Annotated in this window: 15 protein-coding genes, 4 tRNA genes and 1 pseudogene; 11 read left to right on the top strand and 9 right to left on the bottom strand. The window is 59.0% G+C overall.

Annotated elements, in window-relative coordinates; all coding sequences use genetic code 11:
* Positions 1 to 87 precede the first annotated feature (87 nt).
* Positions 88 to 753 carry a Bax inhibitor-1/YccA family protein gene (locus MJ122_RS08880; protein ID WP_239743796.1) on the bottom strand — a complete coding sequence of 222 codons (666 nt, stop codon included), beginning with the start codon at positions 751 to 753 and terminating at the stop codon, positions 88 to 90.
* Between the two features lie 134 nt (positions 754 to 887).
* Between MJ122_RS08880 and MJ122_RS08875 the strand changes: the two genes are divergently transcribed.
* The 8 genes from MJ122_RS08875 (at position 888) to MJ122_RS08840 (ending at position 5,244) form a co-directional block, all read left to right on the top strand.
* Positions 888 to 975 (top strand) — tRNA-Ser (locus MJ122_RS08875).
* 206 nt (positions 976 to 1,181) lie between these two features.
* A complete protein-coding gene (locus MJ122_RS08870) occupies positions 1,182 to 1,445 on the top strand; it encodes a hypothetical protein (RefSeq protein WP_239743795.1) in 264 nt (87 codons plus the stop codon).
* 235 nt (positions 1,446 to 1,680) lie between these two features.
* Positions 1,681 to 2,325 (top strand): UvrY/SirA/GacA family response regulator transcription factor, encoded by a 645-nt coding sequence (gene uvrY, locus MJ122_RS08865; protein WP_017517075.1) that lies wholly within the window; start codon positions 1,681 to 1,683, stop codon positions 2,323 to 2,325.
* A gap of 2 nt (positions 2,326 to 2,327) precedes the next feature.
* Positions 2,328 to 4,154 carry an excinuclease ABC subunit UvrC gene (uvrC, locus tag MJ122_RS08860; RefSeq protein ID WP_088421516.1) on the top strand — a complete coding sequence of 609 codons (1,827 nt, stop codon included), beginning with the start codon at positions 2,328 to 2,330 and terminating at the stop codon, positions 4,152 to 4,154.
* 32 nt (positions 4,155 to 4,186) lie between these two features.
* Positions 4,187 to 4,747: a CDP-diacylglycerol--glycerol-3-phosphate 3-phosphatidyltransferase gene (pgsA, locus tag MJ122_RS08855; protein ID WP_017517073.1), complete on the top strand. Its 561-nt coding sequence runs from the start codon at positions 4,187 to 4,189 to the stop codon at positions 4,745 to 4,747.
* Between the two features lie 68 nt (positions 4,748 to 4,815).
* A tRNA-Gly gene (locus MJ122_RS08850) sits at positions 4,816 to 4,891 on the top strand.
* 35 nt (positions 4,892 to 4,926) lie between these two features.
* Positions 4,927 to 5,000, top strand: a tRNA-Cys gene (locus MJ122_RS08845).
* 158 nt (positions 5,001 to 5,158) lie between these two features.
* Positions 5,159 to 5,244: transfer RNA gene (locus tag MJ122_RS08840), tRNA-Leu, on the top strand.
* A gap of 252 nt (positions 5,245 to 5,496) precedes the next feature.
* Here the strand turns inward: MJ122_RS08840 and MJ122_RS08835 are convergent.
* From MJ122_RS08835 to MJ122_RS08810, 6 genes and pseudogenes are all read right to left on the bottom strand, one after another.
* Positions 5,497 to 6,381: an integrase gene (locus MJ122_RS08835; protein ID WP_345772976.1), complete on the bottom strand. Its 885-nt coding sequence runs from the start codon at positions 6,379 to 6,381 to the stop codon at positions 5,497 to 5,499.
* A complete protein-coding gene (locus MJ122_RS08830; RefSeq protein WP_170860091.1) occupies positions 6,357 to 6,569 on the bottom strand; it encodes a DUF4224 domain-containing protein in 213 nt (70 codons plus the stop codon). Before MJ122_RS08830 ends, MJ122_RS08835 begins: the two co-directional genes overlap by 25 nt.
* Positions 6,570 to 6,634: 65 nt before the next feature.
* Positions 6,635 to 6,868, bottom strand: a complete 234-nt coding sequence (locus tag MJ122_RS08825; protein WP_239743794.1) for a hypothetical protein — start codon at positions 6,866 to 6,868, stop codon at positions 6,635 to 6,637.
* A complete protein-coding gene (locus tag MJ122_RS08820; RefSeq protein WP_239743793.1) occupies positions 6,861 to 7,094 on the bottom strand; it encodes a hypothetical protein in 234 nt (77 codons plus the stop codon). The genes MJ122_RS08825 and MJ122_RS08820 overlap by 8 nt, the downstream gene beginning before the upstream one ends.
* Positions 7,094 to 7,780 (bottom strand): hypothetical protein, encoded by a 687-nt coding sequence (locus MJ122_RS08815; RefSeq protein WP_239743792.1) that lies wholly within the window; start codon positions 7,778 to 7,780, stop codon positions 7,094 to 7,096. Before MJ122_RS08815 ends, MJ122_RS08820 begins: the two co-directional genes overlap by 1 nt.
* A pseudogene (locus MJ122_RS08810) lies at positions 7,777 to 7,983 on the bottom strand (hypothetical protein); the annotation flags it as partial. The gene MJ122_RS08815 and the pseudogene MJ122_RS08810, both read right to left, overlap by 4 nt.
* Here MJ122_RS08810 and MJ122_RS08805 point away from each other — a divergent pair.
* From MJ122_RS08805 to MJ122_RS08795, 3 genes are all read left to right on the top strand, one after another.
* The gene (locus MJ122_RS08805; protein ID WP_239743791.1) at positions 7,950 to 9,200 is read left to right on the top strand and encodes a host specificity factor TipJ family phage tail protein; all 1,251 of its coding nucleotides are present in this window, start codon (positions 7,950 to 7,952) and stop codon (positions 9,198 to 9,200) included. The pseudogene MJ122_RS08810 and the gene MJ122_RS08805 overlap by 34 nt on opposite strands.
* 63 nt (positions 9,201 to 9,263) lie before the next feature.
* Positions 9,264 to 9,947 carry a glycoside hydrolase family 55 protein gene (locus tag MJ122_RS08800; RefSeq protein ID WP_239743790.1) on the top strand — a complete coding sequence of 228 codons (684 nt, stop codon included), beginning with the start codon at positions 9,264 to 9,266 and terminating at the stop codon, positions 9,945 to 9,947.
* An 11-nt stretch (positions 9,948 to 9,958) separates the two neighbouring features.
* On the top strand, positions 9,959 to 11,197 hold the full coding sequence (locus tag MJ122_RS08795; protein WP_239743914.1) for an SGNH/GDSL hydrolase family protein: 1,239 nt from the start codon (positions 9,959 to 9,961) through the stop codon (positions 11,195 to 11,197).
* On the opposite strand, the gene MJ122_RS08790 is transcribed toward MJ122_RS08795, so the two are convergent.
* A complete protein-coding gene (locus MJ122_RS08790; protein ID WP_239743789.1) occupies positions 11,109 to 11,942 on the bottom strand; it encodes an SGNH/GDSL hydrolase family protein in 834 nt (277 codons plus the stop codon). The two genes, MJ122_RS08795 and MJ122_RS08790, sit on opposite strands and share 89 nt — an antisense overlap.
* Positions 11,943 to 11,983: 41 nt before the next feature.
* The gene (locus MJ122_RS08785; protein ID WP_239743788.1) at positions 11,984 to 13,096 is read right to left on the bottom strand and encodes an acyltransferase; all 1,113 of its coding nucleotides are present in this window, start codon (positions 13,094 to 13,096) and stop codon (positions 11,984 to 11,986) included.
* Positions 13,097 to 13,157: the final 61 nt, after the last annotated feature.

The raw sequence follows: 13,157 nt of genomic DNA, 5'->3' as shown, positions 1-13,157 counted from the left end.
GCTGAATGATACGGCGCTACGCGGATGTTTGCCGCGCCAAAAATGAAAAAAGCCCGTCGAGACGGGCTTTTTCCTGGAGCGTGAGGATCAGTCGTCGCTGCCCATGATGCCGAAGATCTGCAACAGGCTGATGAACAGGTTGTAGATCGACACGTACAGGCTGATGGTGGCCATGATGTAGTTGCGCTCGCCGCCGTGGATGATCGCGCTGGTCTGGAACAGGATCATCGCCGAGGAGAACAGCACGAAGCCGGCGCTGATGGCCAGTTGCAGGCCAGTGATCTGGACGAACAGCGAAACCAGCACGGCGCCCAGCAGCACGAAGAAGCCCGCAGTGATGAAGCCGGACAGGAAGCTCATGTCCTTGCGGGTCGTCAGCACGTACGCGGACAGGCCGAAGAACACCAGGGCGGTCATGAAGAAGGCCGACGAGATCACGCTCGCCCCATTGGCCATGCCCAGGTACATGTTCAGGATCGGGCCGAGGGTGTAGCCCATGAAGCCGGTGAGGGCGAAGGTGCTGACCAGGCCCCAGCCGCTGTTGCGCAGCTTCACGGTGAGGAAGAACAGGCCGTAGAAGCCGAGCAGAGTAACGATGGGGCCCAGGTAGGGCAGGCGCAGTTGCTGCGAGGCGTAGGCCACCAGGCCGCTGAAGGCCAGGGTCAGGGCCAGCAGGCCGTAGGTATTGCGCAGGACGCCGCTGACCTCTTTCTGCTCCACGGCTGTGGAGTCGAGATATTGCCGTTCTTGCATGTCGAGACACTCCTGTTAAGCGGGATACGGATCCATGACCGTAGTGGCGCCAATCATAACAGACGAAAAAGGGTGCTGAATCATCAGAGTTTGACAGTGTGTTGCGATCCGGTAATATTGCCGCCCGCTCATGTGGAAGCGTGGCCGAGTGGTTTAAGGCAACGGTCTTGAAAACCGTCGACGGGCAACTGTCCTAGAGTTCGAATCTCTACGCTTCCGCCACTATTACAACGTTGAAAGCCCCGCCATGCGGGGCTTTCGCGTTTATGGGCAATTGCTGTTGGGCGCGCCTGCAGCTTGTCACTCTTAACTCACCGGTCGGCGATTGAGTGATGAGCGTCAGAAAAGTCGGTCATCCTGATAGATGCTTCTGTAGGACGCCGATCCGCTCAGTTAAACTTCAAGTACCACCCTTCGGAAAACTCTGAATGAACCAAGTCGAAGATCTCGAGCGGCAGATGCGCGAAGCGCTGGGCGTTGCTCCGAAGAAAGTGAAAACCACTCGGGAAGCGAGTAACCCCATGCGGGGCTACTTGATTGTCCTCAGTGTGCGCGCAGACAGCGGGCCCGCATTTCGCTTCGAGCATCGTTCGCGCTCATTGAGCCGCACCGAGGCGATCCTGGAAGCGGAAAAGGCAGCGCGGGCCGCAGGCTATAAGCCGTGGGCCCTGTTGGATGCCGTCGAAGCCTGAGATCCACCTGTATTGCCATCGTTCCTTCCTGGTAAAGAATTCCCGGTACGGCCGTCCTAGACGGCCCGGAAAGCATCTGTCAGCATTTATGCCACCTGCGCTGCATTTCTCTGGCGCTTGCATTTTGGCGAACCGCTTCCAAGCTAGGTCGTAGAGCCGCTTTCTGTTAAGGTTCGGCAATTGTTCGGAGTCTCTTTTCGGGGCTCGCCATTCCATTCTGTTCAAGGGGTGCTGCGTGATTAAGGTGCTGGTGGTCGATGATCACGATCTGGTGCGCACCGGAATTACCCGCATGCTGGCTGACATCGACGGCCTGCAGGTCGTCGGGCAGGCCGACTCCGGCGAGCGAGGGCTGCAGCTGGCTCGCGAGCTCAAGCCTGACGTCGTGCTGATGGATGTGAAGATGCCAGGCATCGGCGGTCTCGAAGCGACTCGCAAGCTGCTGCGCAGCCAGCCCGACGTGCGTGTCGTGGTGGTGACGGTTTGCGAGGAAGACCCTTTCCCGACCCGCCTGATGCAAGCGGGCGCGGCCGGTTACCTCACCAAGGGCGCCGCTCTGGATGAGATGGTCCAGGCCATTCGCCAGGTGTTTGCCGGCCAGCGCTATATCAGCCCGCAAATAGCACAGAACCTTGCGCTGAAATCCTTCGAGCCGGAAAGAAACGCATCGCCGTTCGATACATTGTCCGAGCGTGAAATCCAGATCGCGCTGATGATCGCGAACTGCCACAAGGTGCAGAGCATTTCAGACAAGCTGTGCCTCTCGCCCAAGACCGTGAATACCTACCGCTACCGCATTTTCGAGAAACTCTCGATCACCAGTGACGTAGAGCTGGCGTTGCTGGCTGTTCGGCACGGCATGGTCGACGCCAGCAACTGATCATGGTGCAAGCGTTCGATTCGGCGGCCTTCCTGGCGACGTGCAGCGGACGGCCGGGTGTTTACCGGATGTTCGACGCCGAGGCCAAGCTGCTATACGTCGGCAAGGCGAAGGACCTCAAGAAGCGCCTCGCCAGTTATTTCCGCAAATCCGGCCTGGCGCCCAAGACGGCCGCCCTGGTGGCGAAAATCGCCCAGGTCGAGACCACCATTACTGCCAACGAGACCGAGGCGCTGCTGCTCGAGCAGACGCTGATCAAGGAATGGCGGCCGCCTTACAACATCCTCCTGCGCGACGATAAGTCGTATCCCTACGTCTTCCTGTCGAGCGAGGACCCGTTCCCGCGCCTGACTATCCACCGGGGTGCCAAGAAGGCCAAAGGGCGTTACTTCGGCCCATACCCGAGCGCCGGCGCCATTCGCGAAAGCCTTGCGTTGCTGCAGAAGGCATTCTTCGTGCGCCAATGCGAGGACAGCTACTACCGCAACCGCACGCGTCCGTGCCTGCAATACCAGATCAAGCGTTGCAAGGCTCCTTGCGTCGGGTTGGTGAGCGAGGAGGAATACGCCGAAGACGTGCGCCACTCGATCATGTTTCTCGAAGGACGAAGCAATGTGCTTGCCGAAGAGTTGTCCACCAGCATGGAGCAGGCGGCGATGCGCCTGGACTTCGAGAAGGCGGCGGAGTTGCGCGACCAGGTGCAGATTCTGCGTCGAGTGCAGGACCAGCAGAGCATGGAGTTCGGCACGGGCAATGTCGATGTGGTGGCGGCCATCGTCACCCCGGGCGGCGCCTGTGTGCATCTGATAAGCGTGCGCGGCGGTCGGGTGCTGGGCAGCAAGAACTTCTTCCCGCAGGTGGCGATCGAGGAGGAGGTGGGCGACGTCCTGCTGGCCTTCCTCGGGCAGTATTACCTCAGCCATCACGAGCGCGATCTGCCGAACGAGCTGATCGTCAACGCCGTGCATGAAGACTTCCCGGTCCTCGCGTCGGCCATCGAGGAGTCCCGTGGCCGCCTGCTGGAAATCACCCCGCGAGTGCGAGGCACGCGTGCACGCTGGCAACAACTGGCGGTTACCAATGCCGAACAGGCGCTGGCCGCGCGCCTCGCGAACCGCCAACACATGGCGGCACGCTTCGATGCGCTGGGCGAGGCGCTAGATCTGCCGGAGCCCCCGCAGCGCCTCGAATGCTTCGATATCAGTCATTCCAGCGGCGAGGCGACCGTCGCTTCCTGCGTGGTCTTTGGGCCGGAGGGGGCCCTGAAGTCGGACTATCGTCGCTTCAATATCGAGGGCATTACCGGTGGCGATGATTACGCCGCCATGCACCAGGCACTGACTCGTCGTTTCAGCCGTCTGAAGGAAGGTGAGGGCAAGATGCCCGATATTCTCCTGGTGGATGGCGGCAAGGGGCAGCTCGCGATGGCCCAGGAAGTGCTTCAGGAGCTGGCAGTCGTTGGACTTACGCTGCTCGGTGTCGCCAAGGGCGTCACTCGCAAGCCTGGCCTCGAGACGCTTTACCTCAATGACGCCGAACACGAATTCACCTTGCCCGCCGACTCGCCGGCCTTGCATCTGATTCAGCAGATTCGCGACGAGGCACATCGCTTTGCCATCACTGGGCACCGTGCCCGCCGGGGCAAGGCGCGTCGCACTTCAACCCTGGAAGAAGTCGCTGGCGTCGGACCCAAGCGCCGCCGCGACCTGCTCAAGCATTTTGGCGGGTTGCAGGAATTGGGCAGAGCCAGTATCGAAGAAATCGCCAAGGCCCCCGGCATCAGTAAAAAGCTGGCAGAGCAGATTTATGCTGCACTGCACAGCGAGTAGAATGCCGGCTCAACTCGCAGACCTACTGACCGATGAATATCCCGAACCTGCTTACACTGCTCCGCGTTCTGCTCATTCCGATCTTCATCCTGCTGTTCTATCTCCCGTTCCCGGCCAGTCATCTGGCTGCCAGTGCGGTCTTCGCTCTTGCCGCCGCTACCGACTGGCTGGATGGCTACCTGGCGCGCCGATTGGGACAGAGCACGCCCTTTGGCGCTTTCCTCGATCCGGTGGCGGACAAGCTGATGGTCGCCACTGCACTGGTGCTGCTGGTGGAGGAGCACTCGAACCTGTGGCTGACTCTGCCTGCCGCCATCATCATCGGCCGCGAGATTGTGGTGTCGGCGCTGCGTGAGTGGATGGCCGAGATCGGAGCCCGGGCGCATGTGGCTGTTTCCAGCCTGGGCAAATGGAAGACGGCGGCACAGATGCTCGCGCTGGTCATATTGTTGGCCAATCCGCCGCTGATGACCTTCTGGGTCCTGGTGGGCTATGCCCTTCTGATCGTCGCTGCCATTCTTACCTTGTGGTCGATGCTGCACTATCTGTTGGCTGCCTGGCCGCACTTGAATACGACCCCGAAAGAGAAATAACTATTTTTGAATCAAGGAGTTGACAGGCATTTCTGAAACGTTAGAATGGCGCCCGTCAACACGACAACGCGGGAATAGCTCAGTTGGTAGAGCACGACCTTGCCAAGGTCGGGGTCGCGAGTTCGAGTCTCGTTTCCCGCTCCAGATTTTGATGATTCGCTTTGAGTCATCCGTGTCATGGCTGAGTAGCAGAGTGGTTATGCACCGGATTGCAAATCCGTGAACGCCGGTTCGATTCCGACCTCAGCCTCCAATAGAAAAGCCCTGTAAATCGAAGATTTACAGGGCTTTTTCTTTAATTGCCCTCCGCCGGGATTGCGAGTTTCGGCAACTTGCGCTGAGGGAATAGGGCTGTATATAGTCCACCCCTTTCCGGGCTTCCAGAGTCCGGCGCTGTTGCAAAGCGCTACCGCCCGAATGGCGAAATCGGTAGACGCAGGAGACTTAAAATCTCTCGCCCTTTGGGTGTGCCGGTTCGAGTCCGGCTTCGGGCACCACTTCTAAATCAACGGTCTGCGGGCCGTTGCGCTCCATCTTCCTCCTGTTGTTCCGGTCCGCAATTCTGGTTCCGGTCCGCAATTACTTCGTCGGCGTGACCTTCTTGCCTCTCCGGTTCCGGATGTAGTGCTCGGTCATTGCCACGGTCGTATGCCCCAGCTGATCCCTCACTTTCAGGATGTCACCGGTCGATTCCGACTTGTCGCTGCCGGCTTTCGCTCGTAGATCGCGGAGCTGGAACGCCGCTTTTTCTACCCCAGCGGCTCCCGAGCCAGGTCGAAGCGATCACGGAGCATATGCTTGCTCATCACTAGGCCGTCCGCTGAAACAATTAGACGAGTGGGTCTGACCTTCAAACCGGCCTTCCGCGCCTTGATGCGGTCGAGCAGGGCGGCGAGCTCACCTTCAATCACGATCCGGCGCTTCGCCTTCGTCTTGCCTTGGCGGACGTGCAGCAACCCGTCGCGGATATCCCGCTCATCCATGGCCAAAACGTCTCCAGGCCGCTGGCCAGTGAGGTAAGCGAGATCCATCGCCTCCTGCAGACCGATCTCTGCTTGCTGGTAAACGAGCAGGTACAGGTCGTCCTCGATGTAGACGTCGCGGCCAGCCTCTGGATTGCCGCTGATCCCCGAGCAGGGGTTGGCCAATATCGTGTAGCCCATCTTCCGCGCGTAGTTCCACATGTGGCTGAGCAGGGCCTTCTCGCGGTTTGCGCTGACCGGCGCGTCGCTGCGCCACCGCATGTGCTGATAGACGTGCTGCGGCTCGATCGAGTCCAGGGGACCGGGCGGGTCGTCGAAGAACTCCATCAGCTTGACCAGGTACTGGGCATCCTTCTTCTGGGTGCTGGGGGCCTTCTTCGGTACCACGTCGAGGAAGTACTGGGTGGAGACGTAGCGGAGGGTGACGACCTTCTCGGACAGGTTGTCGGCGTTCCGGTCCCGCTCCAGCTCGGCGTACTTCATGATCGCCAGGCCGTAGTCGGACCCCAGCGGCACCTCTTTCCGAGGCTTGCCGCCGGCATCGTAGTAGTAATAGGTCTTGCCGCTAGGCTTGGTTCGCTCGCGCAGGCGCGTTACCGCGCCCGGCTTCCTCGGTCGTCTTCCCATCAGCTGGCCTTCCGCGGCGTCCATTTCTGAGGTTCTTCGGCCTGGCGACCTTTCGTCGGCAGGAGGTTGGCGGAGATCACACAGGGCCATCCGTTCATCTTGATGGTGTGCTTGATCCCATTCTGCTTCAAGACGCGCACCTGGCCGGCCTTCGTCCGGGCGCCGGTGAGCTGGCAAATCTCCTCATGTGTGAGGAAGACGATAGGTTCCATGGGCAATACCTCGTCGCGCCGGCGCTGGCCGGCGGGGTTGGGAATATGGGGGAAGGGGTGGCGGGCTACCCGGGCACGCTCTTGTTCGGCGGTAGCTCGCGGTGGGAGCGAATTCGAATCGCATCGCTGTCGATCTGGTACCAGCCTCCGCAGCGGCAGTGGTACTGCTCGCCCTGTACGTCTTCCAGGTCATAGCCATCCAGCGCCACGATATTCTGGCAGTGCGGGCAACGGCAGATCAGGCTGCCATCGGTGTCACGGGCGACGTGGTACACGTCGTAGATGTAGTCGTCAGCCATGGCGGTCTACCTGCTGCAAAGCCAGATCGATGGCGCGGCGCTTCGCCTCCAAAAGCTCGTCAGGGCCGATATCACTGCGAACGGTGACGGCAGGGCCCTGCACATCTCCCATGAACCCTTCCTCGACGTATATGTCCTTCCGGTTACCTGGCAGAACCTCGACGATTACCTTGCGGTGGTTGGCCAGCATGAAGAGGAGGCGGGCGGTATCGCTGAACTCAGTCATCACTCACCTCCCTGCGCCGGCGCGGCGGCGAGCAATGCGGCAAGCTCGCAGCCGTCTTTGTGCCCGGCGCTTTGTTCGCCGCCACACTGCGGGCAGTAGTAGCCCTGCGGACGGTGCCAATGGTCGTCATGGTCGCGGTAGTGCCATTGCAGGTTGGCGAGCATATCGCGCCATTCCTCCGGCACTTGCCCAGCCTGGGCGACCGGGGCATGTTCCATTTTCTCGCCTGGGCGGGCGAAACCTAAGGAACCGCCAAGCTTCAACACCTGCACTGCGAGAGCGTCGGCCAAGGCCTGGGCGGCGTCGAGCTCGTTTATGCATGCAGTGCAAGCGCGATCCATCTGCTGGCGTTCGAACCGCAGCGCCCCGACGATGCGGTCGTGTTGCTCCAGTGATACGAGCGGACGATATGGCCCGAGACCGGATGCATTACGTTGTTCCGCAACCCTACGGTCTTCGGTGTATCCCCCGGATTCGGTACACCACGCCACCACCTCCGGCCGCTCCAGCTCCGGCGCCGGTGAGGGTTGCGCCAGGGCGGCGCGCTGTTCCCACACCTCCATGCTGGGTGCAGTGGCGCCGCAGCCGTCACACTCAGGCCCGCGCACGCCATCGCCGCGCAGCCAGCCGGTCGGGTCTACCTCGCCGCCGCAGAATGGGCAGGGACTGTGCTTCTGTTCAGTCATGGTGCATTCCTCGCCCCGCAGTTGGGGCAGTCGTCGAAGCGTTGGCGCTCTGTCAGGAACCGGCCGCAGCCACTGCAGTTGAGAATGTCGCGCCGGCGGCGCGTGTGCTGACGCTTCAGCTTGGGGAGCTTCAGGCCGACCGAGCGGAGGGCCTGCTTGTGGTCGAGAGTTGCCGCTACCGCGACAGGTCTGGCCACCTGGTCGTCGTGTAGGCGCGAACTCGGAAAAGACCGATATTTCCGACGATATCCAGTGGTATGGGCTTCGCGCCAGGCTGCCGAGCCCTTCGGCGTATCAGGGAGTCACGCTGCTCGCCGTGGATGTCGCTGGTGGTGGAAAGCTCGGTGCGCAGTCGGAGAACCAGGTGTCGGTGGTTTGCACCAGGAAGTTGCAGGTGCTTGATGGAGGCAGTTGGACCAGCGACAAGCGCGCAACGCGCGACATCATTCCGTGGATGCGACACATCGCGCTCAGCGTTGGCTATACCGACGCGGACCTCGACCAGGATGAAATGGTTGCCCTGGATGCCTTATGGAAGGCGCGCGGGGACACATTCGACTATGTGATCGAGTCGGCCAGCACGGTGAAGGAGCGCATCAGCGATGTGCTCGCCGCAGGTTTTGCGGAGCTGACCATCAGCCGGGGACTGTTGCGACCGGTTCGTGACCAGCTTCGACCAGGTGTTGACCACAACTACACCTCGCCGGCGGCTGATGGCGAAGTCTGGGCGTATTCGGCGCAGAACATGACGGGGTCACTCAGCAGCCAGTTCACAGCACCTGCTCCAGACGATAACGACGGCATTGATGTCGATTATGTCGACGGCGTGACCTGGCAGGTGGAGACAGTGAAGTGTCGCCTTCCCGGTGATGCTGGCCAGCGTGTCGAGAAGGTGACGGCCATTGGCATCGGTAACCGGAACAAGGCTTACCAGATGGTGATGCGGCGTCGTAGTGAGCAGCGATACCGCCGCTGGACACACAGCTTCGCTACTGAGCTCGATGCGAACAACAGCGAGTACATGAGCCTCGCCGGTGTTTCTGATGACATTCCAGGAAGCGGGCAAAGTGCGCTCCTCCTCGACTTCTCGACTGTGCCAGATGGTGTGGTTTTGGAGAGCAGTGAGCCGGTGAGCTGGTCGTCTGCACCTATCGCTCAAGTGGCGCTGAGGCAGCAAGACGGCCGCATCAGTGGCCCTTGGCCTGCGGCGCGGGTAGACGACTATCACCTCCGCATTGCGGCCCTGGAGTTCGCCCCTGACGTCTCCTTGCAGCGAGATCCGCCGCACCTGCTGTTCGGTCGCATCAAGCCAGTGCTTGTGACATCCGTGGAACCGCGCGGCCTTGAAAGCTGCACGGTCAAGGGGGTGAATTACGACGAGCGCGTCTATCTGTACGACGACATCCCTGCCAACAACTGACCAAGAAACCATCACCCATAGAAGCCCGGCCTTGTGCCGGGCTTTTGCATTTTGGAGCACCGCATGCGCTACGACACCGGTAATGCCGTTGAGCCGAACGGCTCTTCCGATCCACGAGACCTCTTCGACAACTCTGCAAATATCGATCTCGCGGCGAATGGTGCCGCTCTGTCGTGGGTGGACCGCAAGGGGAAAACCCGGAAGTCGATGGCGGGAATGGAGGCTGATTTCCAAACAGCTCTCATCAATCTGGGGTACATCTATGTCGGCCCATATGCTGCTGGGCTGACGCTTACGCTGCCCAATCAGATTTTCGACCGCGCCGGGGAGTACTGGCGGGCAAAGCCGGGCATCGCGCCGCCGTTAGTCATGACCGGCACCTGGGCAACTGACCAGACAAAAGTGGTCGGCATCGGCGATGCGACTCTGCGGGCTGAACTCGCCACCACTACCGGTGGACTCAAGCTCGGCTACAAAGCCCGTAACGTGAACGACCGCCTCGCTGATCAGCGTAGCGGCAAGGATGACGGGGCAAAGGGAGACGGCACGACCAACGACACTGGAGCGCTCAATACCGCGATCGCAAACGCGCTGCCGAAGGAATCCCTTCAGGGCTGTTCCTGGTGGACGGCAGGCCGACCAATCCGAACGGCATCCAGCTCGAAGGTGCTGGTGCTGTCGTATCGAGCGTTACCGGCGGTCTGCGCCAATGGAACACCTACGCCCATCACCACAAGATCGCCATAGGCCGCGAGCATATGGGCCGGGTCTACTCGGTGCTGAAGAACACCACGCGCGGAATTAATTCCTTCCTGTTCGGGGATTCCACTGTCGAGGGCGGCTTCACCTACCTGTCATGGCCGTTCTTTCTGCAGACGATGCTGCCGGAAATGGCGCAGTGCCAGGGCATCCAGCAGCCTTTCAACGTCACCAACCGTGGAGTCGGCGGCACCAAAGTCAGCGACATGAACGCCATTCCGGACGTCAGCGCGACGACGGACCTGTTCATCATCAAGTACGGGATCAACGACGGCACCAATCCGCTAGCCACGCGCCTCGCCACGTTCCGCGACCAATTGCGGGCGAAGCTGACGCAGATTCGGCAGCAAACCTATGGAACGGTGGCCAACCTCGCAATCCTGCTGGTTGGCCCGAACAGCACCTACGACACCCAGGGCCAGCGTGACGCCTACTGGTACGAGCAACTGCGCGGCATCTATGTCCAGGCCGCCGAAGAGTTCCAGTGTGGCTTCTTCGATACCGACGCCTACCTGCAGGACTCATCGGCGGGCACGGCCACTGGCTGGCTCGACGATACGGTATCGCCAGGCTCCGGCCGCGGCGTCCATCCCACTGATATTGGTAACCCGTGGATCTGGGGCGCGGTGATGGATTGGCTGCTCGGCGGCCAGCAGCTTTATGGCCGTCGGACCAACAACTTTGTGAACAACGGCGGGACCTTTGCCTACCCGCTACCGGCGAAAACTCCGCAGGAGTATCGCAAGGGCATCACCATGGAGCGTGCCAGGCTGACAGATGGATGGCCGGAGGAGGGCGCCGTCGTAACGACGATGCAGGCTGATGGGATCGGAGAGCAGCGGCTATTCCCGTTTGCGAACAATCGGACGAAGGTCTACGTCAGGAACTGCTATACCACCGGGAACTACTGGAACCGCTGGACTGGCGCAAGGGAGAACCTGGTGTTTGCGAATAGTTGGACTGCATTCGGTGCGCCGTACTCAACTCCTGGCGCGGTGCTGTCCTCCAACGGGACAGTTACTCTCACCGGCTCCATTAAAGGCGGGACTGTTACTGCCGGAACAACGTTTGCAACTCTTCCCGCTGGCATGCGCCCTGTATTGCAGGAAGAGTTTGTGGTGTGCACGAGCACAGGGACAGCGCGGATCATTATTTATCCGGATGGATCCATGCAAGGGCTGAGCGCACTCGACGCAACACGTACAAGCCTAGGCGGGATAACTTTCCCTGCGGCATAGCTTTAATGGTTGCCGCAACTACTGCCGCAGTTTCCTCTGCCTTTAAGCGGTACATCTCCGGCCCTGGGTGGACCGTGTCGGAGAGCATGTTCGGCCATCCCTCGAACTTTTGCAGCCGGTAGAACTGGTGGATAACCTGCGCTCCAGTTCTGCTGGCGGCTGCATGGATGGCCTCGACATAGGGGACTAGGGGAGATGAGTTACCCCAAGGGCGGTCAGGATTAGGCTCCTGCAGGATAGGTGTCTTGCCGTGTTCGATGGCAACCCTGCAAAGGGTTTCCATGTACGATTCAAATTCGGCAAGCTCGGTTATATGTCGCCCTTCTTCCGGTCGCTCGCGGAACATGTAATCGTTATGGGCGAAGTTAATAAGGACTATCTTCGCTTTGGACTCCGCCATCTTGGATTTCCAAGAGCCTTGAAATCCGCATGTCCCTCTAATTAAGTCGATTGCCTGAGCGCCGCTAACACCGTAGTTAGGGACTATCGATTTAATTCCGTAGTGGCCAGTAAGCAGTTCATTTAGCTGCCATGGCTCGCTGCTGCTTGGGAATACGCCTACGAAGGTGCCGTCAAATATGGCGCCCTCAGTTGTCGAGTCTCCATATGCCTCGATGATGATCGGCTTCTCCAGATAATCGACGAACTTCTTCAGGGTGATAATGCCGTGCGCGGTATAGATTCTGGAGCGATATCCAGCGAGCCAGATCGCTTTCCTGAACGGCACGTAGAAACGCCTAAGCATCTAAATTCCTTCGAACTTTCATGCGATCCATAGCTGTCGCGTCATTGTGGCGCGAATTCTATTCGCTCTCGATGTGATAGCCTTTTTCCTATACGCATCATTGGCCTTTCAATGCATTTGTAGCTCACATGTGATGAAAGAACTGTGAGTGCCGCGGATAGGAGTAGCGCTGTAGTTGCGTGGATCCATGTTGGGGCGTGAATTTTGCTTGCTACATATATTGCTGTAATTACAAATATCATGTGCAAGATATATATTGAGTATGATATTTGGCCTAGGTAGACGGCAGGCTTGCTGCGTAGAAGGCTGGATGCTGCTTGTTGTGCTGTTGACGTTTTTTTGCAGAGAGCGCAATAAGAAACAAGGGCCCATATGATTAGAGCGGCCGAGTGCTCGGGGGTTATTGGTGCGGCAAGTAAGGCTGGAATTAATGCGGCTGGCCATTTCTCTGAGCTTAACTTGTAGGTATAGAAAGTGGCAATCCCCACGGCAAATAGAGGTAGATAATTTCCAATGTATCCGCCTCCCATGGTCTTTCCGGCAATGGTCAAGGTGATCAAGCCCCCGGAAAGCGCAGTAAGTTTGGCTATTCTTTTTCTTGTTCCCAAAAGGAAGTATATGGCCGGAGCAAGCAAGTAGAACTGCCATTCAACCGAGACGCTCCATGCTTGTCCAACCAATGTATATGCAGAATTCTCTAGGATGCTGTCAGGGACTAAGCCCTGAATTAGTAGGGCGTGCGATAAAAAGCTCCATGAGAGATTTTTTTCTGCTGAGTCTATAAGTGAGATTCGTGCTTCTGTCATTGGGGCGGCAGGGGCTAACTGAAGTATTTCCCTTGAAACAGGCAGCATCAGAGTGGATATGGCGAGAGCTACAAGGTAAATCGGGAAGATCCTGAAGGCCCTTTGCGTAAGGAATGCGACGTAGCTCTGATGTTCTCTATCGAGGAGGCTGAAGATTACAAATCCGCTAAGTATTATGAATACCTGAACTGGAACTGTATTCCATAGACTTGGGCTCGCAAAATTAAAGCTGATTGGGAGTCCGGAAGTTACATGTCCTATCACAACCCATATCGCCAGAATTCCACGCAGGCCTTCATACTCTGGAATAAATCCTGAGTACTGACCTTTGAGTTTCGCATTGCTCATCTGGAAGCCATTTCCCGCCTCGGCATTGTGGCGTGCATTCTAACGATCTTGAGGCGATAAA

This window comes from Pseudomonas sp. DP-17 (genome assembly GCF_022380625.1).
GTDB lineage: Bacteria > Pseudomonadota > Gammaproteobacteria > Pseudomonadales > Pseudomonadaceae > Pseudomonas > Pseudomonas nitroreducens_A.
The sequence above is the reverse complement of the archived record's forward strand: the minus strand, read 5'-3'. Positions and strand labels throughout refer to the sequence as shown.

What these genes read in the sequence shown, in the direction of transcription:
- MJ122_RS08880 (WP_239743796.1), bottom strand. Translation starts at nt 753, where the DNA reads ATGCAAGAACGGCAATATCTCGACTCCACAGCCGTGGAGCAGAAAGAG.
- MJ122_RS08870 (WP_239743795.1), top strand. Translation starts at nt 1,182, where the DNA reads ATGAACCAAGTCGAAGATCTCGAGCGGCAGATGCGCGAAGCGCTGGGC.
- uvrC (WP_088421516.1), top strand. Translation starts at nt 2,328, where the DNA reads ATGGTGCAAGCGTTCGATTCGGCGGCCTTCCTGGCGACGTGCAGCGGA.
- pgsA (WP_017517073.1), top strand. Translation starts at nt 4,187, where the DNA reads ATGAATATCCCGAACCTGCTTACACTGCTCCGCGTTCTGCTCATTCCG.
- MJ122_RS08835 (WP_345772976.1), bottom strand. Translation starts at nt 6,381, where the DNA reads ATGGACGCCGCGGAAGGCCAGCTGATGGGAAGACGACCGAGGAAGCCG.
- MJ122_RS08830 (WP_170860091.1), bottom strand. Translation starts at nt 6,569, where the DNA reads ATGGAACCTATCGTCTTCCTCACACATGAGGAGATTTGCCAGCTCACC.
- MJ122_RS08825 (WP_239743794.1), bottom strand. Translation starts at nt 6,868, where the DNA reads ATGGCTGACGACTACATCTACGACGTGTACCACGTCGCCCGTGACACC.
- MJ122_RS08820 (WP_239743793.1), bottom strand. Translation starts at nt 7,094, where the DNA reads ATGACTGAGTTCAGCGATACCGCCCGCCTCCTCTTCATGCTGGCCAAC.
- MJ122_RS08815 (WP_239743792.1), bottom strand. Translation starts at nt 7,780, where the DNA reads ATGACTGAACAGAAGCACAGTCCCTGCCCATTCTGCGGCGGCGAGGTA.
- MJ122_RS08800 (WP_239743790.1), top strand. Translation starts at nt 9,264, where the DNA reads ATGCGCTACGACACCGGTAATGCCGTTGAGCCGAACGGCTCTTCCGAT.
- MJ122_RS08795 (WP_239743914.1), top strand. Translation starts at nt 9,959, where the DNA reads ATGGGCCGGGTCTACTCGGTGCTGAAGAACACCACGCGCGGAATTAAT.
- MJ122_RS08790 (WP_239743789.1), bottom strand. Translation starts at nt 11,942, where the DNA reads ATGCTTAGGCGTTTCTACGTGCCGTTCAGGAAAGCGATCTGGCTCGCT.
- MJ122_RS08785 (WP_239743788.1), bottom strand. Translation starts at nt 13,096, where the DNA reads ATGAGCAATGCGAAACTCAAAGGTCAGTACTCAGGATTTATTCCAGAG.